This is a genomic window from Qipengyuania zhejiangensis (genome assembly GCF_035607565.1).
Classification (GTDB): Bacteria; Pseudomonadota; Alphaproteobacteria; order Sphingomonadales; family Sphingomonadaceae; genus Qipengyuania; species Qipengyuania zhejiangensis.
In genome coordinates this window covers 1,418,046-1,442,083 of record NZ_JAYKGO010000003.1, presented here as the reverse complement: position 1 = coordinate 1,442,083, position 24,038 = coordinate 1,418,046, and the positions used below count along the sequence as shown (strand labels likewise).

27 protein-coding genes are annotated in these 24,038 nt (G+C 62.9%); 7 read left to right on the top strand and 20 right to left on the bottom strand.

Annotation, left to right across the window (positions count from 1 at the left end):
• Nucleotides 1–113 precede the first annotated feature (113 nt).
• Together VR863_RS14760 and VR863_RS14755 are read right to left on the bottom strand one after the other, a co-directional pair.
• Complete coding sequence (locus VR863_RS14760) at nucleotides 114–1,328, bottom strand: cytochrome P450 (protein ID WP_324829226.1); 1,215 nt, start codon at nucleotides 1,326–1,328, stop codon at nucleotides 114–116.
• A 42-nt stretch (nucleotides 1,329–1,370) separates the two neighbouring features.
• Nucleotides 1,371–2,252, bottom strand: a complete 882-nt coding sequence (locus tag VR863_RS14755; protein WP_324829225.1) for a dienelactone hydrolase family protein — start codon at nucleotides 2,250–2,252, stop codon at nucleotides 1,371–1,373.
• A 115-nt stretch (nucleotides 2,253–2,367) separates the two neighbouring features.
• Here VR863_RS14755 and VR863_RS14750 point away from each other — a divergent pair, with 115 nt between their 5' ends.
• Nucleotides 2,368–4,473, top strand: a complete 2,106-nt coding sequence (locus tag VR863_RS14750; protein WP_324829224.1) for a PQQ-dependent dehydrogenase, methanol/ethanol family — start codon at nucleotides 2,368–2,370, stop codon at nucleotides 4,471–4,473.
• A gap of 2 nt (nucleotides 4,474–4,475) precedes the next feature.
• The gene (locus VR863_RS14745; RefSeq protein WP_324829223.1) at nucleotides 4,476–4,949 is read left to right on the top strand and encodes a protein tyrosine phosphatase family protein; all 474 of its coding nucleotides are present in this window, start codon (nucleotides 4,476–4,478) and stop codon (nucleotides 4,947–4,949) included.
• Here the strand turns inward: VR863_RS14745 and VR863_RS14740 are convergent.
• The 6 genes from VR863_RS14740 to VR863_RS14715 all read right to left on the bottom strand — a co-directional run bounded on the left by VR863_RS14740 (nucleotide 4,915) and on the right by VR863_RS14715 (nucleotide 10,511).
• Entirely contained in the window at nucleotides 4,915–6,312 is a 1,398-nt protein-coding gene (locus VR863_RS14740) for an alkaline phosphatase PhoX (protein ID WP_324829222.1), read from the bottom strand. The two genes, VR863_RS14745 and VR863_RS14740, sit on opposite strands and share 35 nt — an antisense overlap.
• A 77-nt stretch (nucleotides 6,313–6,389) precedes the next feature.
• Nucleotides 6,390–7,244 carry a formyltetrahydrofolate deformylase gene (gene purU, locus VR863_RS14735; protein WP_324829221.1) on the bottom strand — a complete coding sequence of 285 codons (855 nt, stop codon included), beginning with the start codon at nucleotides 7,242–7,244 and terminating at the stop codon, nucleotides 6,390–6,392.
• Nucleotides 7,245–7,312: 68 nt separating this feature from the next.
• Nucleotides 7,313–7,630: a hypothetical protein gene (locus VR863_RS14730; RefSeq protein ID WP_324829220.1), complete on the bottom strand. Its 318-nt coding sequence runs from the start codon at nucleotides 7,628–7,630 to the stop codon at nucleotides 7,313–7,315.
• 1 nt (nucleotide 7,631) lies between these two features.
• Nucleotides 7,632–8,648, bottom strand: coding sequence for an NAD(P)H-dependent flavin oxidoreductase (locus VR863_RS14725; RefSeq protein WP_324829219.1), 1,017 nt, complete (start codon nucleotides 8,646–8,648; stop codon nucleotides 7,632–7,634).
• A 39-nt stretch (nucleotides 8,649–8,687) separates the two neighbouring features.
• Entirely contained in the window at nucleotides 8,688–9,848 is a 1,161-nt protein-coding gene (gene purT, locus VR863_RS14720) for a formate-dependent phosphoribosylglycinamide formyltransferase (RefSeq protein WP_324829218.1), read from the bottom strand.
• Nucleotides 9,849–9,941: 93 nt separating this feature from the next.
• Entirely contained in the window at nucleotides 9,942–10,511 is a 570-nt protein-coding gene (locus VR863_RS14715; RefSeq protein WP_324829217.1) for a flavodoxin family protein, read from the bottom strand.
• 116 nt (nucleotides 10,512–10,627) lie between these two features.
• On the opposite strand from VR863_RS14715, the gene VR863_RS14710 reads away from it, so the two are divergent.
• Complete coding sequence (locus tag VR863_RS14710; RefSeq protein WP_434785002.1) at nucleotides 10,628–11,047, top strand: winged helix-turn-helix transcriptional regulator; 420 nt, start codon at nucleotides 10,628–10,630, stop codon at nucleotides 11,045–11,047.
• 5 nt (nucleotides 11,048–11,052) lie between these two features.
• On the opposite strand, the gene VR863_RS14705 is transcribed toward VR863_RS14710, so the two are convergent.
• Nucleotides 11,053–12,333, bottom strand: a complete 1,281-nt coding sequence (locus VR863_RS14705; RefSeq protein ID WP_434785001.1) for an aspartate kinase — start codon at nucleotides 12,331–12,333, stop codon at nucleotides 11,053–11,055.
• A gap of 53 nt (nucleotides 12,334–12,386) precedes the next feature.
• Here VR863_RS14705 and ubiG point away from each other — a divergent pair, with 53 nt between their 5' ends.
• Nucleotides 12,387–13,154 carry a bifunctional 2-polyprenyl-6-hydroxyphenol methylase/3-demethylubiquinol 3-O-methyltransferase UbiG gene (gene ubiG / locus VR863_RS14700; protein WP_324829215.1) on the top strand — a complete coding sequence of 256 codons (768 nt, stop codon included), beginning with the start codon at nucleotides 12,387–12,389 and terminating at the stop codon, nucleotides 13,152–13,154.
• A gap of 33 nt (nucleotides 13,155–13,187) precedes the next feature.
• Here ubiG and VR863_RS14695 read toward each other — a convergent pair whose 3' ends face one another.
• Genes VR863_RS14695 through VR863_RS14685 form a run of 3 tightly spaced genes read right to left on the bottom strand, consistent with a single transcriptional unit; the run spans nucleotide 13,188 to nucleotide 15,080 of the window.
• Complete coding sequence (locus VR863_RS14695) at nucleotides 13,188–13,685, bottom strand: nucleoside deaminase (protein WP_324829214.1); 498 nt, start codon at nucleotides 13,683–13,685, stop codon at nucleotides 13,188–13,190.
• A 22-nt stretch (nucleotides 13,686–13,707) separates the two neighbouring features.
• Nucleotides 13,708–14,751 carry a glycerophosphodiester phosphodiesterase family protein gene (locus VR863_RS14690; RefSeq protein ID WP_324829213.1) on the bottom strand — a complete coding sequence of 348 codons (1,044 nt, stop codon included), beginning with the start codon at nucleotides 14,749–14,751 and terminating at the stop codon, nucleotides 13,708–13,710.
• A complete protein-coding gene (locus VR863_RS14685; protein ID WP_324829212.1) occupies nucleotides 14,730–15,080 on the bottom strand; it encodes an arsenate reductase in 351 nt (116 codons plus the stop codon). The genes VR863_RS14690 and VR863_RS14685 overlap by 22 nt, the downstream gene beginning before the upstream one ends.
• A 262-nt stretch (nucleotides 15,081–15,342) precedes the next feature.
• Here VR863_RS14685 and VR863_RS14680 point away from each other — a divergent pair, with 262 nt between their 5' ends.
• A complete protein-coding gene (locus tag VR863_RS14680) occupies nucleotides 15,343–17,181 on the top strand; it encodes a GMC family oxidoreductase (RefSeq protein WP_324829211.1) in 1,839 nt (612 codons plus the stop codon).
• A gap of 187 nt (nucleotides 17,182–17,368) precedes the next feature.
• Here VR863_RS14680 and VR863_RS14675 read toward each other — a convergent pair whose 3' ends face one another.
• Nucleotides 17,369–18,934 carry a TIR domain-containing protein gene (locus VR863_RS14675; RefSeq protein ID WP_324829210.1) on the bottom strand — a complete coding sequence of 522 codons (1,566 nt, stop codon included), beginning with the start codon at nucleotides 18,932–18,934 and terminating at the stop codon, nucleotides 17,369–17,371.
• 294 nt (nucleotides 18,935–19,228) lie between these two features.
• Here VR863_RS14675 and VR863_RS14670 point away from each other — a divergent pair, with 294 nt between their 5' ends.
• Nucleotides 19,229–20,053, top strand: coding sequence for a hypothetical protein (locus VR863_RS14670; protein ID WP_324829209.1), 825 nt, complete (start codon nucleotides 19,229–19,231; stop codon nucleotides 20,051–20,053).
• Nucleotides 20,054–20,309: 256 nt separating this feature from the next.
• Here VR863_RS14670 and ruvC read toward each other — a convergent pair whose 3' ends face one another.
• The 3 genes from ruvC to VR863_RS14655 are packed head-to-tail and all read right to left on the bottom strand — an operon-like array spanning nucleotide 20,310 to nucleotide 21,873.
• The gene (ruvC, locus tag VR863_RS14665) at nucleotides 20,310–20,783 is read right to left on the bottom strand and encodes a crossover junction endodeoxyribonuclease RuvC (RefSeq protein WP_324829208.1); all 474 of its coding nucleotides are present in this window, start codon (nucleotides 20,781–20,783) and stop codon (nucleotides 20,310–20,312) included.
• Nucleotides 20,780–21,130 carry a DUF3147 family protein gene (locus VR863_RS14660; protein ID WP_324829207.1) on the bottom strand — a complete coding sequence of 117 codons (351 nt, stop codon included), beginning with the start codon at nucleotides 21,128–21,130 and terminating at the stop codon, nucleotides 20,780–20,782. The genes ruvC and VR863_RS14660 overlap by 4 nt, the downstream gene beginning before the upstream one ends.
• On the bottom strand, nucleotides 21,130–21,873 hold the full coding sequence (locus VR863_RS14655; RefSeq protein WP_324829206.1) for a YebC/PmpR family DNA-binding transcriptional regulator: 744 nt from the start codon (nucleotides 21,871–21,873) through the stop codon (nucleotides 21,130–21,132). Before VR863_RS14655 ends, VR863_RS14660 begins: the two co-directional genes overlap by 1 nt.
• 51 nt (nucleotides 21,874–21,924) lie before the next feature.
• On the opposite strand from VR863_RS14655, the gene VR863_RS14650 reads away from it, so the two are divergent.
• Complete coding sequence (locus VR863_RS14650) at nucleotides 21,925–22,698, top strand: CPBP family glutamic-type intramembrane protease (RefSeq protein ID WP_324829205.1); 774 nt, start codon at nucleotides 21,925–21,927, stop codon at nucleotides 22,696–22,698.
• Here the strand turns inward: VR863_RS14650 and VR863_RS14645 are convergent, their stop codons facing one another.
• From VR863_RS14645 to VR863_RS14630, 4 genes are all read right to left on the bottom strand, one after another.
• Nucleotides 22,699–23,046 carry a heavy metal-binding domain-containing protein gene (locus VR863_RS14645; protein WP_324829204.1) on the bottom strand — a complete coding sequence of 116 codons (348 nt, stop codon included), beginning with the start codon at nucleotides 23,044–23,046 and terminating at the stop codon, nucleotides 22,699–22,701.
• A gap of 11 nt (nucleotides 23,047–23,057) precedes the next feature.
• Complete coding sequence (locus VR863_RS14640; RefSeq protein ID WP_324829203.1) at nucleotides 23,058–23,309, bottom strand: hypothetical protein; 252 nt, start codon at nucleotides 23,307–23,309, stop codon at nucleotides 23,058–23,060.
• 60 nt (nucleotides 23,310–23,369) lie between these two features.
• Nucleotides 23,370–23,606, bottom strand: coding sequence for a DUF2312 domain-containing protein (locus VR863_RS14635; RefSeq protein WP_324829202.1), 237 nt, complete (start codon nucleotides 23,604–23,606; stop codon nucleotides 23,370–23,372).
• Between the two features lie 80 nt (nucleotides 23,607–23,686).
• Nucleotides 23,687–24,001, bottom strand: coding sequence for a DUF1244 domain-containing protein (locus VR863_RS14630; protein WP_324829201.1), 315 nt, complete (start codon nucleotides 23,999–24,001; stop codon nucleotides 23,687–23,689).
• Between the last annotated feature and the right edge of the window lie 37 nt (nucleotides 24,002–24,038).

Genomic DNA, 24,038 nt, shown 5'->3' with positions numbered 1-24,038 from the left:
GAACCCTCCTTCAGGTAAGGAGCATGGTAACGGCAGGGCACCGCGCCGCAAGGGAAACCGGAGCAAGCCCTTGATCGAACGCATCGGGCACCCGCACCTGCGCTGGGGAAAGGTCAGCCGATGGGCACCATCCGGACGGGCATGGCGGTGAACCCGTGCAGGAACGGGCTGGCCAGCCGCGATGGCTGCGCGACCTGTTCGATACGCACATTACGGGCGAGGATTTCCTCGAACAGCGCGGCAAGCTGGATTTCGGCCAGACGTGCGCCGACGCAGCGGTGAATGCCGTGGCCGAAGGCCAGGTGGCGGCGTGCGTTTTCGCGCGTCACATCGAATTTATCGGCATCCTTGAAAACCGCTTCGTCGCGGTTGGCGGAAATGTACCACAGGATAACCTTGTCGCCCTTCTCGATCAGCTGGCCGCCGATCTGCGTGTCTTCCAGGCAGGTGCGGCGCATGTGCGTGACGGGTGACTGCCAGCGGATGGTTTCCTGAACCGCATTGGGAACCAGGGACGGGTCTTCCCGCAATTTTTCGAACTGGTCCGGAAACAGCGAACAGGCATGGACGAAACCGCTCATCGAATTGCGGGTGGTGTCGTTTCCGCCCACGATGAGCAGGGCGATATTGGCGATCCGTTCCATCGGCGGCATGTGGCCCATCGCCTCGCTATGGACGATCCGCGAGAACAAATCGTCGGCGGGCGGTTCCGCGCGGCGCGCTTCGAACAATTCGTCGAACTTGGCGAGCATCTGGCCCATTTGCTCAAGAAACAGGGCAGTCCACGCTTCGTCATGATCGGGCGACACCTCGCTCGCCCAATCCGACCACCGCTTCATGTCGCGCCGTTCCTCCCACGGGAAATCGAACAGGATGCACAGCATCCCGATGGTAAGTTCGATCGACACTTCATCCACCCAGTCGAACGTTTCGCCCACCGGCAGGCTGTCGAAGAGGCGGCGTGTCCGGTCACGGATTTCGGTTTCCCGGCGGGCCATTTCGCTGGGGTTGAAGGCGGGTTGCACAACGCGGCGCTGGGCCGTGTGGACCGGCGGGTCGACAGCGATGAAATTGGGCAGCCGCGCTTCTTCGGGAGGATCGAGGATGGTGATCCCGCCGAGATCGGACGAGGACGAGAATTTCTGCGGCTGCAGTTCGATCTGCTGGATCAGATCGTGGGTCACGACGGACCAGTACGGGCCGTAGGGGCTGTCGGGTATGAAGCTGATCGGCATTTCCCGCCGCAGCCGGGCGAAGGGTTCTTGCCAGCGATCCTCCACATAAAGCGCGGCCGCGCTGACATCGAACGGGGTGATCGCCTTGCTCATGCCTTGCTCCTCATTCCAGGTTCCACGCCTCCTCGATCTTCGTCAGAGCGCCTCGCGATAGAGCGAAAGCAGGCGCGACCAGGCCCGTTCCGCTTCCAGTTCGTCGTAGCTCGGACTGTCGGGCACGCACCAGCCATGGTCCGCGGCGTACACCTCGATTTCCGCCGTGGTTCGCGCCGCGTCGGCCGCTTCGCGAAGCGCGGTCTTGTCGGCCGGGGCCTTGGCATCGTCGTTTTGCGCGATGGCGATGAGATAGTGCGCGTCTTCGCGCAGCATGCGGTGCGGGCTCGGCCCCTCGCCGCGAACCAGGCCGCCGCCATGGAAGCTGGCCCCTGCATGGATGTGCCCGTCAGCCGACGGGGCGATCACCGCGAAACTTCCGGTCATGCAATAGCCCTGCGTGCCGATCCCGCGGTCGGTATCGACCGCTGCCTGCCCGAACAGCCATTGCGCGCAGGCGCGCGCATCGACCTGGATCGTCTCCGCGGTGAATTTGGAACGCCACGGCGTAACCTTGTCCCAGCCGCCATTGCCCGCGAAATCCGCAAAGTCGGTGAACTGCTGTCCCGCGACATCGCGGTAATACGGATTGGCGAGAAGAACCGCGTAGCCTGCTTCGGCCAGACGCCGTGCCATCTGGCGTTTCGCCGGACGTATGCCGGCGATGTCAGGCCACAGGATAACACCGGGATAGCGCCCCGAAGCGGGGTGGAAGAATTCGCCATCCATCGTTCCTGCCGACGTGGCGAATGTGACGGTGCTTTCCTGCACGGGACCACCATCCGATGCTGCCGATGCTGCGTCACCGCCGCTGCCATCCACAGGGGCGCAGGCCGCCGCTGCGCCGGCAAGGACGCCGGCACCAAAACCGCGCCGCGTCAGGCCGGACCTCGCCCAACGGGCCAATTGTTCTTGATCGCACATAGTCACGACTCCCTTTCGTACCGGCAGGTTAGCAAGGTGCATGGACAAGTCCACGCATGCTGGGCAGGATAGGTTTCACAAGAGCGACTCAATAGTGTCGCCGGGGAGAGGAAACATGCGGGGAATCGGATTCGCGGCCTTGGCCGTGCTGGCTTTGGCGGGTTGCAGCAAGACGGACGACGGGCCAAAACTTGCTACCGAAGGCGTGACCGACGCCATGATCGCAGCCGCCGAAGGCGGCGAATGGCTCAGCTACGGTCGCGATTACGGCGAACAGCGCTTCTCCCCCCTCGACCAGATCAACGCCGGAAATATCGGCGAACTGCAACTGGCATGGTACGCCGACCTCGACACCGCGCGCGGGCAGGAAGCCACGCCGCTGATGCACGACGGCACGCTCTATATCACCACGGCCTGGTCCATGGTGAAGGCATACGACGCCGCCACCGGCAAGGTGAAATGGGAATACGATCCTCAGGTGCCCCGCGAAACGCTGGTGCGCGCCTGCTGCGATGCGGTGAACCGCGGCGTTGCGCTGTATGGGGACAAGGTGTTCGTCGCCACTCTCGACGGACGGCTCGTCGCGCTCGATCAGGACACCGGTGCCGTTGCGTGGGAACACATGGTGGTCCCCGACCAGGAAAGTTACACCATCACCGGCGCCCCGCGCATCGCCAAGGGCATGGTCCTGATCGGTAGCGGCGGCAGCGAATACAAGGCGCGCGGGTATCTGGCGGCATACGATGCCGACACCGGCAAGCGCCGCTGGATCTTCCACACGGTTCCCGGCGATCCTTCCAAGGGATTCGAGAACGAGGCGATGGAAAAAGCCGCCGAGACATGGGGCGGTGAATGGTGGAAGCTGGGCGGCGGCGGAACCGTGTGGGATTCGATCACCTACGATCCGACCACCGGTCTCGTGTACTTTGGCACCGGCAACGCCGAACCCTGGAATCCGGCGGCCAACAACCGCGGCGAAGGGGACAGCCTGTACACCGGCAGCATCGTCGCGGTTGATGCGGCCACGGGCGAGTATCGCTGGCATTTCCAGGAAACCCCCGAAGACCGCTGGGATTACGACAGCAACGCCCAGATCACGGTCGCCGACCTGACGCTGGACGGCAAGCAGCGCCGCGTGGTGATGCACGCGCCGAAAAACGGGTTCTTCTACGTCCTCGACGCCAAGACCGGTGAATTCCTGTCGGGCAAGGCGTTCGCGCCGCAGACATGGACCGATGGGCTGGATGCCAAGGGGCGTCCCAATATCCTGCAGGCGGCGCGATACGAACAGACGGGCGAAGCCTTCATGGGAACCCCCGGCGCGATCGGCGCGCACAGCTGGCAACCGATGAGCTTCTCGCCGATGACCGGCCTGGTCTACATCCCGACCAACTTCACGGTGCAGGGTTATCTGGCGCAGAAGAACTGGGAAGAAACCGATATCGGGTTCCAGATCGGCCTCGACGCAGCAAGCGTGGCGATGCCGGCCGACGAAGCGATCCGCAAACAGTTCGCCGGTCAGACGACAGGCGCGCTGGTCGCGTGGGACCCGGTGGCGCAGAAGGAAGCCTGGCGTGTCCCCCAGAAGGGTCCGTGGAACGGCGGCACGCTGGCAACCGCAGGCAATCTGGTTTTCCAGGGAGATGCAGCGGGCATGTTCAACGCCTATTCCGCCGACACCGGTCAGAAGGTCTGGTCGTTTGGCGCGCAGACCGGCGTGATTGCCGCCCCGATGAGCTTTTCGATCGGCGGCGAACAATATGTCGCGGTGCTGGCAGGCTGGGGCGGCGTCTGGGATCTGGTGGCCGGCGTTCTTGCCGACAAGTCGGGCCCCGTTCGCAACGTCAGCCGCTTGCTCGTTTTCAAGATCGGCGGAACCGCCAAACTGCCTGAAGTCCCCGCGCTCAACGAGACCGTTCTCGATCCCCCGCCCTTCCGCGGCACGGCGGACCAGGTGGCCAAGGGCGGGTCTCTCTACCATCGCTATTGCAGCGTTTGCCATGGCGATGCCGCGGTCGGCGGCGCGATGGTCCCAGACCTTCGCCGGTCGGGAGCGCTGGCAAGTCAGGAGGCGATCAAGTCGATCGTCGTCGATGGTGCGCTCAAGCACCAGGGCATGGTCAGCTTCGCCAGCGCGATCAAACCCGATGACGCCGAAGCCATCCGCCAATACATCATCAATCGCGCCAACGAAGACGCGGCGCTCGCCAAGAAACGCTAGGAGTGGACGACCCGGAGGACATCCGCGGCTGGCAGCGGCTGTCCTCCGGTATCACCACATCGGGAAGGCTCGAGCCGCACGATCCCGCGCGGCTTGCCGCGATCGGTACGCGTCACGTCATCAACCTGGCGCTCGACAGTCATCCCGAAGCCTTGGCGGATGAAGGTGACCGGCTGGCCGAACTGGGCATAGCCTACACGCACATACCGGTACCGTTCGATCGGCCCACCCAGGTCCATTACGCGGCCGTCAGGACCGCGCTCGATAGCGTGGAGGGGCCTGTCCACGTCCACTGCATCATGAATTTTCGTGTTTCGGCGTTCTTCTATCTTCTCCACCGCGAACGCGGTGTCAGCCATGAAGACGCGCTCGCCTTGATGCAGGAGCAATGGAACCCGCTGCTGCCCGGCGATCCGGCGTCAGAGCCCTGGGGCGCGCTGATCAAGCGGCTCGCAGGGTCTCCCACGGGCCCGTGATGGCATAGGTGTAACCGGGCACCTGCACGTTGACGAACAAGGTGCTGCCGTCGGGCGAGAAACAGGCCCCGGTAAACTCGGCGTGCAATTCGTGGGCGTTGCGCGCCAGATCGTAGATCGCCCCATCGGGGGTGAGCGCGCGCAGGAAATTATCCCCCCGCCCGTCTTCGCAGATGATCAGGTCACCCCATGGGGAAACCGCCAGATTGTCGCACAGGTCGAGCGTGTCGGCACTCGGGCTTTCATAGATGAGGGAAAGGACATCGGCCGCCCCGTTCTTGCCCGGTTCCAGTTTCCAGACCTGGCCGGTGCCGGCCCGCCCACCTTCGGTGCAGGTGAAATAATGCGCGCGCTCACCGTCGCCGCGGCTGCCGTAGGCCAGCCCTTCCCCGCGGGTGAACATCGCTGCCCCTGCCTTCAATCCGCGCTGGGCCAGATCGGCGTTGGGCGCTTCGACATCGTCCATGTCGATCCAGCGGATGGCAAGGCGTTCGCCAACGGCGATCTTGCGGGCGCCCGGCAGACTCCAGTCGGCGGCATAGTTGCGCGTATCGGCGCTGTCCCAGCCTTCGATGGCCAGGGCCTGCAAGCGGCCGCCGCGCGCCAGCTTGCCCGGAACATCGGGAATGTAGCGATAAAACAGGCCGGAACGGCTGTCTTCGGTCATGTACACCACGCCGCTGTCGGGATCGACAGAGCAGGCTTCGTGCGCGAAACGCCCCATCGCCGTCAGCGCCACGGGGGTGACCGGCCCGGTCGCGGTAGCCGGAACTTCATACACGAAGCCATGGGCCTTCTGCGCGCCTTCTTCGCCCGTTTTGAGCGGCTGTTCCTCACACGTCAGCCAGCTGCCCCACGGCGTTGCACCACCCGCGCAATTGCCCACCGTGCCGATCAGCGAAAGGTTATCGCGAACGACCTGTCCGCTGCCCGCATCGATGACGACGTTGGTTGTGCCGCCGAAAAACGGCAGGTCGCCGCCCCGCTCGTCATAGATCAGGGCCTTGTCGAGGCGGCCAAGAAGGGCGTTGCCATCCCCGAACGGCAAACCGGTGGTGACGTTCGAAAAATTCTCGTGGTTGCGCACCAGCACCCAATGGCCGGGCTGGGTCGGATGGGTAAAGCAGGCCATGCCGTCGGGCCGTCCCGGTGTCGTGAATCCGTCGCTCATCGGCTGGCCGGTCTTCGTCAGCATCCGGTAGGTGAAACCTTCGGGAAGATCGAGCAGGCCGGACGGGTCGGGGACCAGCGTCTTGCCGCTGTTCGCGCTGTAGGCACGCACCAGACTGCCAGCCGACAAGGCCGAAAATGCGACAAACGCGGCGCTACCGGACTTGAGAAGGTTGCGGCGGTCGATGGTCATTCGGGCGTCTCCGGAATCATGCTTGCACAATCATGCCCCATGCGGCCCAAACATGACAAGCGCGCTTAACCGCTGCGCTAACCGCGAAAAACCACCGTCCGTTTGCCGTTGAGCAACACGCGGTCTTCCAGATGCAGGCGCACAGCTTCGGCCAGCACGCGGTTTTCGATCTCGCGCCCCTTGCGGACCAGTTCGTCGGGCGTGTCGGAATGGCTGATCGGTTCGGCCGCCTGATGGATGATAGGGCCTTCGTCGAGATCCGCGGTGACATAATGCGCGGTGGCACCGATCATCTTGACCCCGCGCTCGTGCGCCTGATGGTATGGCTTGGCGCCCTTGAAGCCGGGCAGGAAGGAATGGTGGATGTTGATGCAGCGGCCGCCGAAAAAGGCCGCCTGCTCGTCCGACAGTATCTGCATATAGCGCGCAAGTACGACCAGTTCGGCGTCCGCCTGTTGCGCAATCGCGCGCACCTGCGCCTCCTGCTCCCCCTTCGTTTCGCGCGTCACGGGGAGGTGGTGGAAGGGAATATCGCCAAGGTGAGTGTGTTCGATCGCCTCGCGCGGATGGTTCGATACGATGGCGACCGGGTCCATCGCCAGTTCCCCGATCCGCCAGCGATAGAGCAGATCGGCAAGGCAATGGTCGAACTTGCTGACCATGATCAGCACACGGCGCGGGCGATCCCGCACGGCCACTTTCCAGTCCATCGCGAACTCGCCCGCGACCTGCACAAAGCCGCTGCGGATGTCGGCAGCGGTCAGCGGGCCGGGATCGAATTCGACCCGCATGAAAAACGCATCGGACGTGCGATCGTTGAATTGTTGCGCTTCCAGCACATTGCCGCCGCGTTCGAAAAGGAACGAGGTGACGCGCGCGGTGATGCCGGGGCGATCGGCGCAGGACAGCGTAAGGACGAGCGGCTGGGACATGGATTTGCTGTGGCGCGCGGGGCGCGAACCGGCAACCGCATTCGCGCTAGGCCTGCAGCAACGCAGGCTTACAGGTCGAAGACGATTTCCCGCATCCCCGCTTCGCGCAGCGCCGATCTGACAGTTTCCCTTTCCTCTTCCGAAAGGGGGCGTTCGCAGGCGACAACATGGGCGATGGGCTGGCGCAGGATGAACCCGCCCTCCAGGATCTTGCGGATTGCCCTTACGATCGTGTCTTCGAGGAACCGCGGCTGCGCCACGATCGATGCGTCGGTTGAAAACGGGAAGTCCGCCCTCTGGTCGACAAATGCCTGCGTGGCACGGTCTGTGACCTGTATCCTGTCACGGTAGATCGCGATGTCGAGATCCAGGGGACGCACCGTCATGTCAGCGGCGCGACAGCGCCTCTTCGCTTTGCGCCATCAGCTTGGCAATGATGTCCGCGACCGGTTCCTCTTCCTTGAGCATACCGACCGACTGGCCCGCCATCAGGCTACCGTTTTCGACATCGCCATCGATCACCGCGCGGCGCAGGGCCCCGGCCCAGTAATGTTCGATCTGCAGCTGCGCTTCGTCCATCGCGATTTCCTCGCGGTCGAGCACGGCGGCAACTTCACGCTGCTTGGCGGTAAATTCCTCGGTGCCCTTGTTCTTCAGGGCGCGGACTGGGATCACAGGAAGACGCGGATCGACCTGCACGCTGGCCACCGCTTCGCGGGCGCTGGCGCGGAAAAACGCCTTCTTGAAATTGGGGTGGGCGATGCTTTCGGTGGCGCAGGCGAACCGCGTGCCGAGCTGGACGCCCGCCGCACCCAGTTCCAGGTAACCGGCGATCGCCTGGCCCCGGCCGATGCCGCCGGCCACGAAAATCAGATGGTCTTCGGACAATTCCGGCAGCATTTCCTGCGCCAGAACGCTGGTCGACACAGGGCCGATATGCCCGCCGGCCTCCATGCCTTCGATGACCAGCGCATCCGCGCCCGACCGCAGCAATTTCTTGGCGAGCGCCAGGGTCGGCGCGAAGCAGATTACCTTGGCCGGATTGGCGCCGCCCTTGATCGCTTCAACGCTGCCCTTGGGCGGGATTCCGCCGGCCAGCACGATGTGTCCGACCCCGTGTTTTGCACACACGTCGATCAGGTCGAAAAGCTGCGGGTGCATGGTGATCAGGTTCACGCCGAAAGGCTTGTCGGTCAGCTTCTTCGTTTCGGCAATTTCCGTGTCGAGCAGTTCGGGCGTCATCGCGCCGCACGCAATCACGCCGAAGCCCCCGGCGTTCGAGATAGCGGAGACGAGGTTGCGCTCGGAAACCCAGCTCATCGCGCCGCACAGGATGGCGGTTTCGCTGCCGAGGAATTCTGCGCCGCGCTGCATCAGGCGGGCTGTCTTGGGATAATCTGTCATCGGCACGCGCTTAAGGCGCGCAACGCCCATCGGCAAGCGTCAGTCGCCATAGCCGATGTGCACACGATCGGCCGCAGACCGTGCCGCACTGCGGGCGCTGTCGGTGTCGGGTCCGGTTGCCAGCGCCACGCCCATGCGGCGATAGGGCCGACTGGTGGGTTTGCCGAAGATGCGGATGTCTGCCCCGCCCTCCATCGCCTGCGCCAAGCCGGAGTATGTCAGGCTGGCGCTGTCCCTGTCGGCCAGTATGACCGCGCTGGCCGCCGGACGCGCGCGGATCTGATCTGGTATCGGCAGACCCATGACCGCGCGGGCGTGGAGGTCGAATTCGGTCAGGTTCTGGCTGACCAGCGTGACCATGCCGGTATCGTGCGGACGGGGACTTAACTCCGAAAAAATCACGTCTTCCCCTTTCACGAAGAATTCCACGCCGAACAGGCCATGGCCGCCCAGGTCGTCCACTACCTTGCGGGCCATGTCCTGGGCCTTGGCAATCGCCGCATCGGTCATCGGTGTCGGCTGCCAGCTTTCCTGATAATCGCCCCGTTCCTGCCGGTGCCCGATCGGCGGGCAAAAGGTCACTCCGGCGCTGTGACGCACGGTCAGCAGGGTAATTTCATAGTCGAAATCGACGAACTGTTCGACGATCACCCGGCTTCGGTCCCCGCGCATGTTGGCTACGGCATAATCCCAGGCAGCTTCCAGTCCGGCCTCTTCGCGCACCGTCGTCTGGCCCTTCCCGCTGGAGGACATGACCGGCTTGATGACGCAGGGAAATCCGGTGTGCGAAGCGGCGGCCCGCACTTCCTCGAGGTTCTTGGCGTAGCGATAGCGTGACGTCACGAGGCCAAGTTCGCTCGCCGCCAGATCGCGGATCGCATCACGGTTCATGGTCATCTGCGTCGCACGGGCGGACGGGACGACGGTGAAGCCTTCCGCTTCCAGTTCGGCCAGCACTTCGGTGCGTATCGCCTCGATTTCCGGGACGATGAAATCCGGCCTGTGTTTCTCGGCAACGGCACGAAGCGCGTCGCCATCGAGCATCGAGAAAACTTCGCGCGCATCCGCCATCTGCATGGCGGGTGCATCGTCATAGGAATCGCAGGCTATCACCAGGGCGCCCAGCCGCTTGGCGGAAATGACGAATTCCCGGCCAAGCTCGCCCGAACCGAGCAGGAGGATTTTGACAGTGTGGCTCATTCGTGATTTCCCGGCGTCCGTCAGCAACAAGATGCTGCTTTCGGACACCGGGCATCACGATGCAAGCCCGTGACGGGTTCGCCCGGGCTACGATCAGCCGAGCAGTCGGGACGTAATCTCGGCGACCCTGCGGCCATAGGCTTCGGCGGTGGCCAGATCGCCTTCGGGAATTTCTTCCACCGAGGCATCGGAAGGCGAGCGGACCATTACCCCGACCGAGCCGCCGATGTGGTTGATGTCGGCGTGCGTGGCAGCTTTCTGGTTCGAAGGTGCCAGACCCAGGCTCACCCATATACCGCCGTGCTGCGAGGCGAGCGTCTGCATCGCGATCAGCGAAACCTGCTTGTCGCCCGATGGGCTGGCCGAATTGGTGAAGCCGCCGAAAACCTTGTCCTGCCAGGCGCGGGCAAACCATTTCTTCGACGTGTCATCGGCGAAGCGTTTAAACTGCCAGCTGACGTTGCCCATGTAGGTTGGCGAGCCCATGATGATCGCGTCCGCCGCGTCGAGAATGTCCCAGGCACTTTCGGGGATGACCCCGTTTTCGTCGATCGCGACCAGCGTCGCCCGCGCGCCGGCGGCGACGCGCTGGGCCACGGCCTGCGTGTGGCCGTATCCCGAGTGATAGATTACCGCGACAGCGGGCTTGGTAGTATCGGTCATCGTGAAATCTCCGGATTTGCAGTTTCAAATGGTGGTCTGGTTACTATTGGAAACCAGTTTGCTCGCTGCTACATAGGGCGGGACGAGATTATCGAAAGAGAGCACTTTGGAGTGACATGGTGACCAACAGGAAACCGGCCGACAATCCGTTCGGCGAAGAGCAGGGGTTCGACGTGTACAGCGACAGCTGCCCGGCGCGCCTCGTCCTCGATCATCTGGGCGACAAATGGGCGCTTCTGATCCTTCACCGGCTGGCCTTCGGACCGCGCCGGTTCAACGCCTTGCGCCGCGACATCAGCGGAATTTCGCAAAAAGTCCTGTCGCAAGTTCTCAAACGGCTGGAACGCGACGGCCTGCTGACGCGCACGGTCACGCCTACGGTGCCGGTGACAGTCGAATACGCGCTCACGCAGATGGGCGCACAGCTGACCGAGCGGGTCTGCCCGCTGCTGCGGTGGGCCGAAGACAACATGCCGGCAATCCTGGGCGCGCAGGACGCCTACGACGTGAAGCAGGCGGCGGCCGGAACCGGCTGAGCCTGTCAGGCCGCCTCGTCCGCCGCGTCCAGCCCATAGGCGGTGTGCAGGACGCGGACGGCCAGTTCGGTCTCATCCTCGTCGATCAGGACGCTGACCTTGATTTCCGAGGTCGTGATCGCCTGAATGTTGATCCCCCGATCGGCAAGCGCCTGGAACATGGTGCTGGCAACGCCCGCATGGCTTTTCATGCCCACCCCGACAACGCTGATCTTGGCGATCTTGCTGTCCGAGATGATGCGGTTGAAACCGATCTCGTCGCGCTTGTCTTCCAGGAGCGCCTGCGCGCGGGCAAGGTCGGCCTGGGGCACGGTGAAGGTAACGTCGGTTTCGCCCTTGTCGCGCCCGACGTTCTGGATGATCATGTCCACATTGATCGCGGCCTTGGCCAGCGGATCGAAGATATGGGCCACAGCGCCGGGTTTGTCGGGCACACGGGTGAGGATCACCTTAGCCTCGTTCTTATCATGCGCGATGCCGGTCACGTGCTGGCGTTCCATTTCGCCGTTCTCCACCAACTGGTTCATTTCGTCTTCCGACACGATCATCGTGCCTGGAAGGTCGTCTGCCGGGATGGCGTCATCGCCGACGAAACTGGAGAGGACCTGCACGCGCACGCCCTCCTTCATGGCCAACCCGACCGAACGGGTCTGGAGCACTTTTGCCCCCACGCTCGCGAGTTCGAGCATTTCCTCGTACGTCACCGCCTTCTGCTTCTTCGCCTTGGCGACGATGCGCGGATCGGTGGTGTAGACGCCATCGACGTCGGTATAGATATCGCAGCGGTCGGCATTGATCGCGGCCGCCACGGCCACCGCCGAGGTATCCGATCCCCCGCGGCCCAGCGTGGTGATCCGGCCCGTGTCCGCAACGCCCTGGAAACCCGGGATCACGGCGATCTCGCCGCTCTCCATCGAGGCGACCAGCGCGGCGGCATCGATGCTCTCGATGCGGGCCTTGGCGTGGGCTTCGATCGTATGGATCGGCAGCTGCCAGCCCAGCCAGCTGCGCGCCTTGCAGCCAAGCGATTGCAGCGTCAGCGCCAGCAGCCCGCTCGTCACCTGTTCGCCGCTCGCGACGACGACATCGTATTCCGCCGGATCGTACAGCGCGTTCGCCTCGCGGCAGAAATTCACCAGGCGGTCCGTCTCGCCAGCCATGGCGCTGACCACGACCGCCACCTCGTGCCCACGCGCCTGTTGCTTGCGCACGATATTGGCAACGCGCCGAATGCGTTCGGTCCCCGCCATCGAGGTTCCGCCAAATTTCATCACGATGCGGGCCAAGCGCGTTACTCTCCGTGCTGGAATGCGTGAGGGTAGGCTGCTAGCCACGCCGCATGAGCGATGCAACAACCGACACGCGAAGCAATTCTTCGGATGGCCAAACGATCCGCCCCGAAGAGGCCGCCCATTTCGGCAAGCTGGCCAAGGACTGGTGGGACCCCAAGGGCTCGTCTGCCATGCTCCATCGGCTCAATCCCGTGCGACTTGCCTTCCTAAGGCAGGCCATCGATCTGCACTGGGCAGCCGATACCGAAGGGCGCAAACCGCTCTCGGGAAAAAGCGCGCTCGATGTCGGCTGCGGCGCGGGATTGCTGTGCGAACCGCTGGCGCGGCTGGGCGCGGCCGTGACCGGGGTGGACGCGGCGCCGGAAAACACGGCGGCGGCTGCGATCCATTGCGAAGGCGCTGGACTGGATATTCGTTACATGGCCGGTGAAATCGGCACGCTCGACATTGGCCGGTTCGACCTTGTCACGTCGATGGAAGTGATCGAGCATGTTGCCGACAAGCGCGCCTTTGTCGCCGAACTGGCGCGGCGCCTCGCACCGGGCGGATTGCTGGTCCTGTCCACCCCGAACCGCACGCCGCAATCGCGCCTGCTGATGATCGGCGCTGCCGAAACGATCGGCCTGATTCCAAGGGGAACCCATCACTGGGAAGATTTCATCACCCCGGACGAACTTGCCGATTTACTGGCCGAAGCCGGACTGGAAACGGGCGAGCCGCAAGGCATCGCCTTTTCCCCGGCGAAAGGGCTGCACCTGTCGAGCGATCTTTCGCTGAATTACATCGTCACCGCGCGGCGCAGCGAACAGGGCTGACGCACATCGGGCCGATGCGCGCGCCCGTTCCGGTCAGTCGTTAGCCTGCATGTCTTGCGGCACATCGTCGTCGGGGCCGAAATACAGTTTGGCGCATTCATCCGCCAGCACACCGCCTGTCAGCACAAGGTCGTCCTTGTAGGCATCGGCGACGAAATCGAGCGTAGATAGATGCCGGTCCTCGAAATACATTTCATGGACGTGATCGCGGCCCGCCCCGTACACGATGCGGATTACACCCGCCCAGATGCTGGCAAAGGTACACATGCCGCAGGGTTGAAGCGTGGAATACAGCGTGGCGCCTTCGATGCGCATCGCGCCGTGCGCCGCGCCGCCAGCCCGCAGGGTGACGATCTCGGCGTGAGCGGTGGCATCGCAGCATTCGGCGGTCCGGTTGGCTCCGCGCGCCACCTCTTTCCCGTCCAGGACGAGTATCGCCGCAATCGGCGTGTTGGCGGGATCGGTGCCCTTTTCGGCCACCGCATGGTCGCGCGCGGCGCGCATCCAGTGCTGGTCTTCCTGTGTGCTCATATCCGAACGAACGCAGGAGCAGTCATTCCTTTCCGGCCAACGCCCTCACGACCAGACCGGGATCGTCGGTGAATACGCCGTCGAGGCCCGCCGCCTTCAGGATCGACACCATGCCGCGCACATCGCCCGTGCCGTTTTCCGCCGTTCCGCGGCGCAGCATGGGCGGAAGGTAAGCGTTTTCCTTGCGCACGGTCCAACCGTGAACCTTCAATCCGGCCGCGTGCGCGTCGTCCACCAGTCCGCTCGGCACCCCTTCGGGACCGAAAAGCAGTTGCAGGTCCGCGCCGATGGCATCGGCATAGGTCGCGATTTCGGCAAGCCCCGTGGGCGTCAGCATGTCTTCGTAGGTCAGCGCCGGCTCATCGACCGGCCCTGCGCCGGGCTTGACCAGCAACACCAGCGGCACGTCGATCATCTTGTCCAGCCGCCGCAGCGGGCCCACCTCGAAACTCTGGACGAACACCGCATCGTCGGCGTCATCGAGGTCCGCCTCCCTCAGCGCGGTGACCAACAGGTCCACGCTGTCGATCCCGGCTTCCTGCAACAGGAACTCGGGGTGTTTCAGTTCCGGATACAGGCCGATCCTCCGCCCGGCTTCCGCCTGCTTGGCGCGAACCAGTTGCAAGACTTCAGCGAACGTCGGAACCGGATACAGGCCGTCGAACCGCGCGTTGCCGGGGCGAAAACCCGAAAGCCGTTCCCGGGCGCGCAAGGTGCGCAATTCGGCCAGGGTGAAATCTTCGGCGAACCAGCCGCTCACCAACACTCCGTCGATCGTCTTGGACCGGCGGCGATCGGAAAAATCCTCGCGGCTTGCCACGTCGGTCGTGTCGGACAGTTCGTTCTCATGGCGCACCACGAGAACGTTGTCCTTCGTCACCACCAGGTCGGGCTCGATGTAATCGGCACCCTGATCGATCGCCCGTTCGTAAGCGGCCAATGTGTGTTCGGGTCGATCCCCGCTCGCCCCGCGATGGGCGATCACGAGAAAAGCGTCGTCTGCCCGCGCCGGTGCCTCAAGGCCGACCAGCGCAGCCAGAACGATCAGGAAAGCGCTGCGGACCATTCGTCCTCCTTGAAACCGACCAGCAGGCCGCCGCCGTATTCGGCGACGGGCCGTTTTATCATGCTCGGATTGTCTTGCAGCAGCGTGACAGCCTTGGCGGCGTCAATATCGGCCTTCTGCTCGTCCGAAAGCTTGCGATAGGTGGTGCCGCGCCGGTTGAGGATCGCATCGATCCCCTCGGCCTCGATCCACTCGGCCAGCCGGGCGGGATCGGCGCCTTCCTTCTTGTAATCATGAAAGGCGTATTCGACGCCCTGCGCATCGAGCCACATCCGCGCCTTCTTGACCGTATCGCAATTGGGGATGCCATAGATCTTCAGTTTCGACATTGAATTGTAAGGGCCTTTTCTTTCTGACTGGTATCAGGCTGCAGTCTGGTACGCCAAGCAGCCAAGGCTGTCTTGGCACTCTTTCCGGAAAAAATCTGTCTTTCCGTTATCGACCTGATGGCGGGCCTCTCGATCGATAGGGCGTTTCTCGCAGGCGTGCGCGTGCGCTAAATCGTTAGCTTTCGATTTAGGCTGATGTATACTGCGGGCAGCGCCTCTACCTTTGGGGGCGAAGGTCGCTTAAATTCGGGGGGATTACTCGATGGCGACTGCTTATGATTTCGTGATCGTGGGCGCAGGTTCGGCTGGGGCCGCACTTGCTGCGCGGCTGAGCGAAGACCCGAAGGTTACTGTCGCATTGCTGGAAGCAGGTGGAAAACCACCCGAACGCGAAGCGATACCTGCCGCCTGTGCTTCGCTTCAGCTCGATCCGGAATGCGACTGGATGTTTCAGGGTGAGCCGGGCAAGGCAGGCAGGGGTCTGCGAAACCGCAAGATCCCGGTGCCACGTGGCAAGATGCTCGGCGGGTCATCGGGCATGAACTACATGGTGTTCGTGCGCGGGCATCCTGGTGACTTCGATCACTGGGAAGAAATTGGCGCCACAGGCTGGAGCTTTTCCGACGTTCAGCCTTGTTTCGAACGGATGGAGGATGTTCGCCCGTCGAACGAAGCCGCCATCGATGCAGAAGGGCGTGGCCAGTCTGGACCTGTAGGCGTCGGCATTCGCTCACCGGTAATCCCTTGTGCCCGGCAATTCGTGACAGCAGCGGCCAGGGCCGGCATGCCCGAAGGTGATTACAACGGCAGCGGCCGCTATCAGGAAGGCGGCGTTTCCTCGCTCGTCCAAACGAACACGCGCAATGGCCAGCGATCGAGTACCTATCACGCCTATCTCGAGAACGCCGCGGAGACCCGCCCAAACCTGACCATCATCACCAGAGTTCAGGCGAACCGGCTGATCGTCGAGGACGAGGGCGGTGGACTGGCCGTCCGCGGAGTCGAGTATCGCGAAGCGGACGGAACGATTCAGCAAATATACGCCGCACGCGAGACAATCCTTTCCGCGGGGGCAGTTGGTTCCCCGCATTTGCTCATGCTGTCGGGCATTGGTCCGCGGCGTGAACTGGAGGAGGCCGGCGTGGTGTGCCGGCTCGACCAGCCGCACGTCGGCAAGCATTTGAAGGATCACTTCCTGGCAGGAATGCTCTTCCCCGCACCAGGGATCGGACTGGCCCCTGCCGAAATCGGCGTGGCCATCGGTCCCGATGCCCTGCGTGGACCCGATGGCCCCTTGCCCGCCGATCCGAAGGACGATGGCGCACTCACCGACGATCTGAAGGAATTGAAGGCCGAGGCCGAACGGCAGCACGCGGAATTGACGACAACCGGGAGCGGCCTTGCTTCTTCGAGCACCTACGATGGCGTTTGCTTCTTCTCGACCGGTTTGGGGGACGATTTCACCCATGACGGTCAGATCGGCTTTCTGACTTCGGGAAATACGGCCGATTTCTTCCGCAACCAGATAAACGTCGATGTATCGATGATGGTCGATGATCCCGATGCGGTGCTTTCGCCGGAATCCGAGAACGTGATCTTCGTGCCCAGCAATTGCGTCCCGCACAGCGAGGGAGAGATCATTCTCCAGTCGAGCGACCCGTCTCTCCCGCCAAAGATCGACTTCAACTATTTCGCTGATCCCCACGACCTCAAGGTGATGGTGGCCTTGATGCGAAAAACGCTCGAGATCGCAAAGAACTGGCCTGAAGAGGGTCTTGGCGAGTGGCTGGTTCCGCCCGAACTTGCCCGCAGGCACGGCTATCAACCCGGTCAGGAACCAACCGATGCCTTGCTGGAAAACTTTGCGCTGCACTTCGGCAACACGATCTACCACCTTTCTTGCACTTGCCGGATCGGCGACGTGGTCGATGAACGGCTAAGGGTGAAGGGTGTCAAGAACCTGCGCATAGCGGATGCGAGCGTGATGCCGGAGATCCCCAGCGGTAACATCAACGCCCCGTCCATCATGATAGGGGAACGGGCCTCCGACCTGATCAAGGAAGATCATGGGTCCGCGAACGCGGAACGCATGGTTGCCTAGGCGCTAGAACGCAAAAGGACCGCTTGCCGCCCAATTCGCATCGCTGTTGCCCTGCGCGCCAAATCCGAAAAGCGGACTGTCTGTTAACGACCCGATTTCAGACGAAGCGCGATGTAAGCCCCGATACCGGCAGGCACATGACGCTTGGTGAGCGATCGTATGGTTCGCGCACTGCAATGGCCGACCTTCAACCCGATGTCTTGTCCAGCGCTTCGCGAATGAGCGTGCGCAACTGTGGTGTGCGGCAGGCGTCTATCACCGCCTCTGCCATGCTATCTGTCAATGCACTTCGCGCTTTCCGGGCTTCCTCCAAGCGCCCAAGCTGAACATTGGCCACAAGCAAACCTGCAAGAGCAGCCGGCCAGCCTGCAATCAGCTGCTCGGCCTCGGTCAACGGCGCAATGGCATCTTCGTAGCGACCCAGCTGTACGTAAGCCCAGCCCATCGTGGTAAGCATCACGAAGCGATCGACCGAACGTGGCTCCATCGCGATCGCTCTTTTCGCCCGCTCGAGGGCCACTTCGGCATCGCCTTTGTAAACCTTGACGTTGGAATTCCAGGTCCACATCGACGACCAGCCCGGATTGCGTTCGAGCGCCCGTTCGATCAACGTATCGAGCATGGCAATGTCGGTACCGCATGCCAGCCCGCCAAGCGCGGCCCAGCCGAGCACCTGCGGATCGTCCCCGCCAACCTGCACGGCGCGTCGCACGAAATCGCGACCGGCGGCCTTGACGCTTTCTGCGTCGCTTGCCCCGCCCAGTGTAAGCAGGAGGCAACAGGCAAGGCTGGCCAGGGAGAGGACGTAGCCGTCCATGGGGAAATCCTCGGCTGCATCGGTCAGGATGCGGACCGCCTCGACTTCGGATTCTACGGTGAAGCCACGCACGGTCTGCAATCCGACCAGCACCCGGTGATAGGCCCCGAGATCCTTTAGCCGCTGACGCATCGCCCACCTGGTTTCGGCTGACTCGATCGCCTGGGCCGTTTGTGCAGCCAATTGCTGGGCCAGATCTTCCTGTGCCGCGAAAGGATCTTCGAGGGAGGTATCAAGTCGTTCGGCCCAGATCTGGGCGCCGCTTTCCACGTTGATCAGTTGCGCGGCCAATCGCGTGAGGCTGCCCGCGCGTCGCAGACTGCCTTCGATCCGATATCGTGCACTGGCGGGCCGATCTACGATACCAAGGACATATTTGTAGCGGTTGTAGATCGTCGCCGCTTCGTCGACCAATCCTTGCGCAAAATCCTCATGTTCGGCTCCGCAGCGGAGCGGGACGATCGCCAGCCCTGGTCTGTCGCGGACAGGCGTTGGCCCTGCCACTTTCGGCTCATTGCCCACTGCACGCGAGGGGCTGTCACGCCCGATAAGCCGGCGCACGTCTGCCACATAAGCCTGCCACGCCGCTGCACCGCGATCTCCACTCCACCCGATCAGGTCAGCGGTCTGGGTCAGTTCGAACATCACCGGGCGGTTGCAAGGTTCGATCATGCAGGGCGCCAGCGTGCCATTGCGATCGGCTACCGTCGCTTCGGCCCGGACCCATCGCGAGCCGACAGAACGCGGCGACCAGAGAACACTCACGGCCCTGGCGCTGTTCAGCGCGGCCTCTGTCACCTCGTCATATGCGTCGCCAGCCTGTAGTGTCGCATCCCACCAGACCTCGAAGCCCTCTGCGTCGAAGGCTTCCGCGAAGCGGCGCGCTATCGCCCGGTCCTCTCGATTGTAGGACACGAAAATGTCGGGTGCGGACAAGCTGTCTCCCCAAAAGCCCCCACGAGCTTTGCACTCGGATGCTATATTCCGGAGCGACACCCTAAGACAAGCGAACTCTGACTATGTCCGTTCTCCACCCAGCTTGTGACCTAGCTACTGAGCGCAGTTCGTCACAAAATCGTTCGGTCCGCTGACGACCCGATTGCGGACTAAGCCTGTAGGCTGCTTGAGGCAAAAGGATGCCTCGCGTTTAAGGGAAATATAGCAGCAGCTTTGCCCTACGCTATTTGCGTGCTAGTATTTCTTTGGGTCGGCTCATTGGGGGATGGAGCGATGCCATACAAATACGGCCACTATTTCGTGGGTTTCGTGCTGCTGGTTACTGTGACCGGCTTTTGGGCGAGCTATTTCACGATGATCGGCAACGTCCCGCTCGCATTTCACGTCCATGCCGTTACCGCGACAAGCTGGCTGCTGCTGCTTTTCGTCCAAAGCCTCGCTATTCACCGCCGCATGAATACGTTTCATAAGACGTTGGGCAAGGCGAGCTTCGCTTTGTTCCCATTGCTCATCGTTGGCTTCGTGATGATTATCAATGTCTCGGCTGCGCGCTTCGCGACGCTTGAAAGCCCCTTCATCGCGGTTCTGGGACCAGCATTCGGAATCGGCATGGCCATCGCCATTACCGCCTACCTGACCCTGTTTTATCTGGCCCTGCGCAATCGGCGCAATATCAAACTCCACGCTGGATACATGCTAGCGACACCGATGATTCTGTTCGAATCGCCTTTCAGCCGCCTGATGGATCAAGCGTTCCCTTGGATGAATGTGATCGGCAGCGAGGGTCCACGGCAGGTTCTCGATACGATAGCAATTAGCGACGCCATGGTCGCGACCTTCGCGATGGCCCTGTATTTTTTAGATCGCAAAAATGGCGCCCCGTGGCTGGTCGCGACATTTTTCGTCCTCCTTCAGGCGGTCGTGATGTGGTTTGCACCCGATATGGCGGGACTGGACGGGCTCTTTGCCGCCTACAGTCAGATACCGCCGAGTTTGACCGTATTGCTGGGTCTGATCGCGGGCGGGCTGGCAGGCTACCTAGGCTGGACAAGGGGCCTTTCGCCAGCGCGGGCCCCAGCAAAAGCGAGCCCGGCCTGACGGTTCAGGGGATGGCTCGCGAAGGTGCTGTCAAATCAAAGGGGCTGAATGAGCAAGGCTGATATCCCATTCCTCTACTTCAACTCAGGGCCGGGGGACTATCTGTCTCGTCGTGATATTGTAAGTCCGCATCCCACCCATGATCGGACATCTGACTGCACACCGCTCCCCCCCCAAAGCAGGCGGACAGCGCTCCCTTCTGCCTACGTAACTCAGGGTTTGCTCGCGGTTCGGATCTGGCCGCGCCGTGAGTTGGTCAGGCACCAATGCCGAGATGCGCCGCGGCAATGGCGACCGCAAGCGCGTCCGCCGCGTCAGGCCCGGTAATAGCGGCACCGGGGAGCAGGATCTTGAGCATGGCCTGAACCTGAGCCTTTTCGGCTCCGCCCGTCCCCACGACAGCTTTCTTGACCAGCCGCGCGGCGTGTTCGCTGACAGGCAGGCCCGCCGCCCCGCAGGCCGCCAGCACGGCCCCGCGCGCCTGCGCCAGCTTGATCGTGGATTGCGGGTTCTTGTTGGCGAAGATTTCTTCGGCGGCCGCGCGATCGGGCCGGTGCGCGGCGATCACTTCGGCAAGCGCCGCCTGGAGAACCGCCAGCCGCTGCGACATCGGCGCCTTCGGGTCGGTCGGGACCTGTCCGTTGGCAATGTGCGTGAGGCGCGACCCTTGCGTCCGGATAACGCCCCAGCCGGTGCAGCTGAGCGAGGGGTCGAGGCCGAGGATGATCAAAGCCGCAGGCCGAAGCGGGGTCCGAGTTGCATCATGGCGAGATAGAGAATGATCGTCAGAACGCATCCGATGAGCAAGGAGGGCCAGAACCCCATCCCGCCACGAAGCAGCGCCGGGATGACCAGAAACATCGGCAGACTGGGAATGACGTACCAGAACGTCGCGCCGGCATGGCGGGCCATGTTCTCGACATCGGGGCGCGCATACCAGAGGAAAATCATTCCCAGGATAGACACCAGCGGGAGGGACGCGATCAGGGCCGCCGCGGTCGGCAGCCGTCGGCCGATTTCGGCTATCGCCGCGATCATGGCGCCGGCAAGCAGCGCCTTCGCGACGAAGGCCCACATCAGTCGAGCTTCTCCATGATCTCGTCCGAAATTTCGTAATTGCCCCAGATGGTCTGCACGTCGTCATCATCGTCGAGCGTGTCGATCAGCTTGAGCAGGGTGGCCGCGCCCTTTTCGTCCATGTCGACGGTGAGGTTGGGTTTCCAGGCCAGCTTGACTTCTTCCGCTTCGCCCAGCGACTTTTCCAGCGCGCCGGACACTTCGTGCAGGTCTTCGGCCGCGGTCCATATCTCGTGCCCGTCGGGCGACGACGAGATATCGTCCGCCCCGGCTTCCATCGCGGCTTCGAGAACCTTTTCCTCGTCCCCCGCGCTGGCCGGATAGGCAATGTAACCCAGCCGCTCGAAACCGTGGCTGACCGAGCCTTCCGAACCCATGTTGCCGCCGTTCTTGCTGAACGCGGTGCGCACGTTGGTGGCGGTCCGGTTGCGGTTGTCGGTCAACGCTTCGACGATCAGCGCAACGCCGCCCGGGCCATACCCTTCGTAGCGGACTTCCTCGTAATCATCGCCTTCGTTGGCGGATGCCTTGTCGATCGCGCGCTGGATGTTGTCCTTGGGCATCGACTGGGCCTTTGCCGCGTTGACCGCCAGTCGCAGGCGCGGGTTCATGTCCGGATCGGGCATGCCCATCTTGGCCGCGACAGTTATTTCGCGGCTGAGCTTTGAAAACATTGCCGAGCGCTTCTTGTCCTGCGCGCCCTTGCGATGCATGATGTTCTTGAATTTGGAATGGCCTGCCATTGTTTCGCTTTTCGCGTCTCTGTGGTGGAATCAGGGGGTCGCCTTAGCCGCATGGACACGTTGACTACAAGGGGGACGACGTCTGTCGTTCGTGCGAACTCGCTGCTGGCCGAATGGAAGCAATTCGGCGCCTTCCTGAAGCGGCCGCAATTGCCCGACCGGGCGCCAATGCCGAACCTGTCCAGCGTGGCAGCGGTTTTGCGGATGCTCGGGCTGGATCTGGTGATCATGATCGCCCTGCTGGGGATCGCCGGGGCGGTGATGTCGAGCGGGATCGACCTTCCGGAAACGGCGCTTTCCGGCATGGAAATTACCGGGGCCGTGGTTTTTGCCGCGGTGATCGTGGCGCCGATTGCCGAAGAGATCGTTTTTCGCGGATGGCTGTCAGGAAGGCCGGGCCACATCCTTGCCCTCGCCCTGCTGATCGGTGGGGGGATGGGCGCCGCGGTGGTGGCCGGTACCGGTACGGGAACCGGCGACCTTCAGGCGATGGGGTCGGCGGCGCTGGCCGGTTTTGTCTCGGCGGTTCTGGCGGGAGCGGCGATTTTCCTGCTGCGGCGGCGCGGGGCAATCGGATGGTTCGCCAGGTTTTTCCCGGCGTTCTTCTGGCTGAGCACGGTCGGCTTCGCCTGCGTTCACCTGCTTAATTTTCCGCCCGAACAGATCGCGATGGCGCTGCCGCTGGTGCTGCCGCAGTTCGCGACCGGCGCGATACTGGGTTATCTGCGGGTGAACCACGGACTGTGGGCGAGCATGTTGCTGCACCTGCTGCACAACGGCGCGTTCATTTCGCTGGTTCTGCTGGCGAGCGGCGCCGGCGCGTGATCAGGTGCGAACAGCGGTGCCGCTGGCGCTGACCATCAGCATCGAGCCGGTATCCCCGATCACTTCGTAATCGAGATCGACCCCGACAACCGCGTTGCCGCCAAGAGCGCCGCATTCCGCCTGCAATTCCTGGATGGCCTGTTCGCGCGCGTCACGCAGGATGCGTTCGTAACTGCCCGAACGGCCACCCACGATATCGCGGATATTGGCGAACAGATCACGGAACAGGTTGGCCCCGACGATCACCTCGCCGGTGACGATGCCGAGGTATTCCTGAATCGGCCTGCCTTCCAGCGTTGGCGTCGTCGTCACGGTAATGCCGCGTGCGTCTTTCCATGGTCCAGCCATGCGATGTCCCCTTATTTACGGTTTGGGATGGAGGCGCGCAGGAACCCGCCGATAAAGCCGAGCATCGCACCGAACTGCCAGGCCGGAATTGGGTCGCCAAAGATCAGCGCTGTCAGCCGATCGAACACCTGCGGGAAGATCAGGCCCCCAAGCCACCCCGCCGCAGCCCCGAAGAGCATGGCCATGAGGGCGACGATCGCGAACAGCAAAGGCCCCGCGATAACGACGGCGGCAAGCGCGGCACCTTTGCTGGATCTGGACAATTCTCTCTCCCGAGTTGTTAAGTGTATTGCTATACTAACTCAGGGAAGTTGGCAAGGAAATCAACCGATTCCCAGCGCTGCCTTGTAGGTATCGAGGATGGTTTCCATCTCGCGCCGATCATCGGGCTTCATCTTACGAAGGCGCACGATCTGGCGCATGATCTTGACGTCGTAACCGACCGCCTTGGATTCGGCGTAAACGTCACGGATGTCGTCGGCGATGCCCTTCTTTTCTTCCTCGAGGCGTTCGATGCGCTCGATCAGCAGGCGCAGGCGGTCGTCGGTGGCTTCGGCCATTTCAAGTCAACTCCGGTAATATGAGAATCGGTTGGCGGCGATGTAGCGGGGTGGCCGTTCGCGGTGAACCCGTCGCGTCCCTAATCCTGTGCGTTTTTCGCGACGCTCGCTTCCATGGCCGCAATCTGCTCGTCGGTTGCGGGGATCTGGCGTGTCGCCTTCCATTCGTCCTGCGGCATTCCGTGGATCAGTTCGCGTGCGGCGGCCGTGTCACCATCGTACCCGGCATCGCGGACCCAGTCGGCCAGGCAATTGCGGCAAAACCCGGCCAGCCCCATCAGGTCGATGTTCTGCGCGTCATGCCGATCGCGCAGGTGACGCACTAGCCTGCGGAAGGCGGCTGCGGCCTGCGCATCGTCAAGTTGGTCCAGCGGGTCGGGTGCATTCGTACGCACAGGGCAGCCTCATCCTTGCTTTGTCATGCGGTAGTGC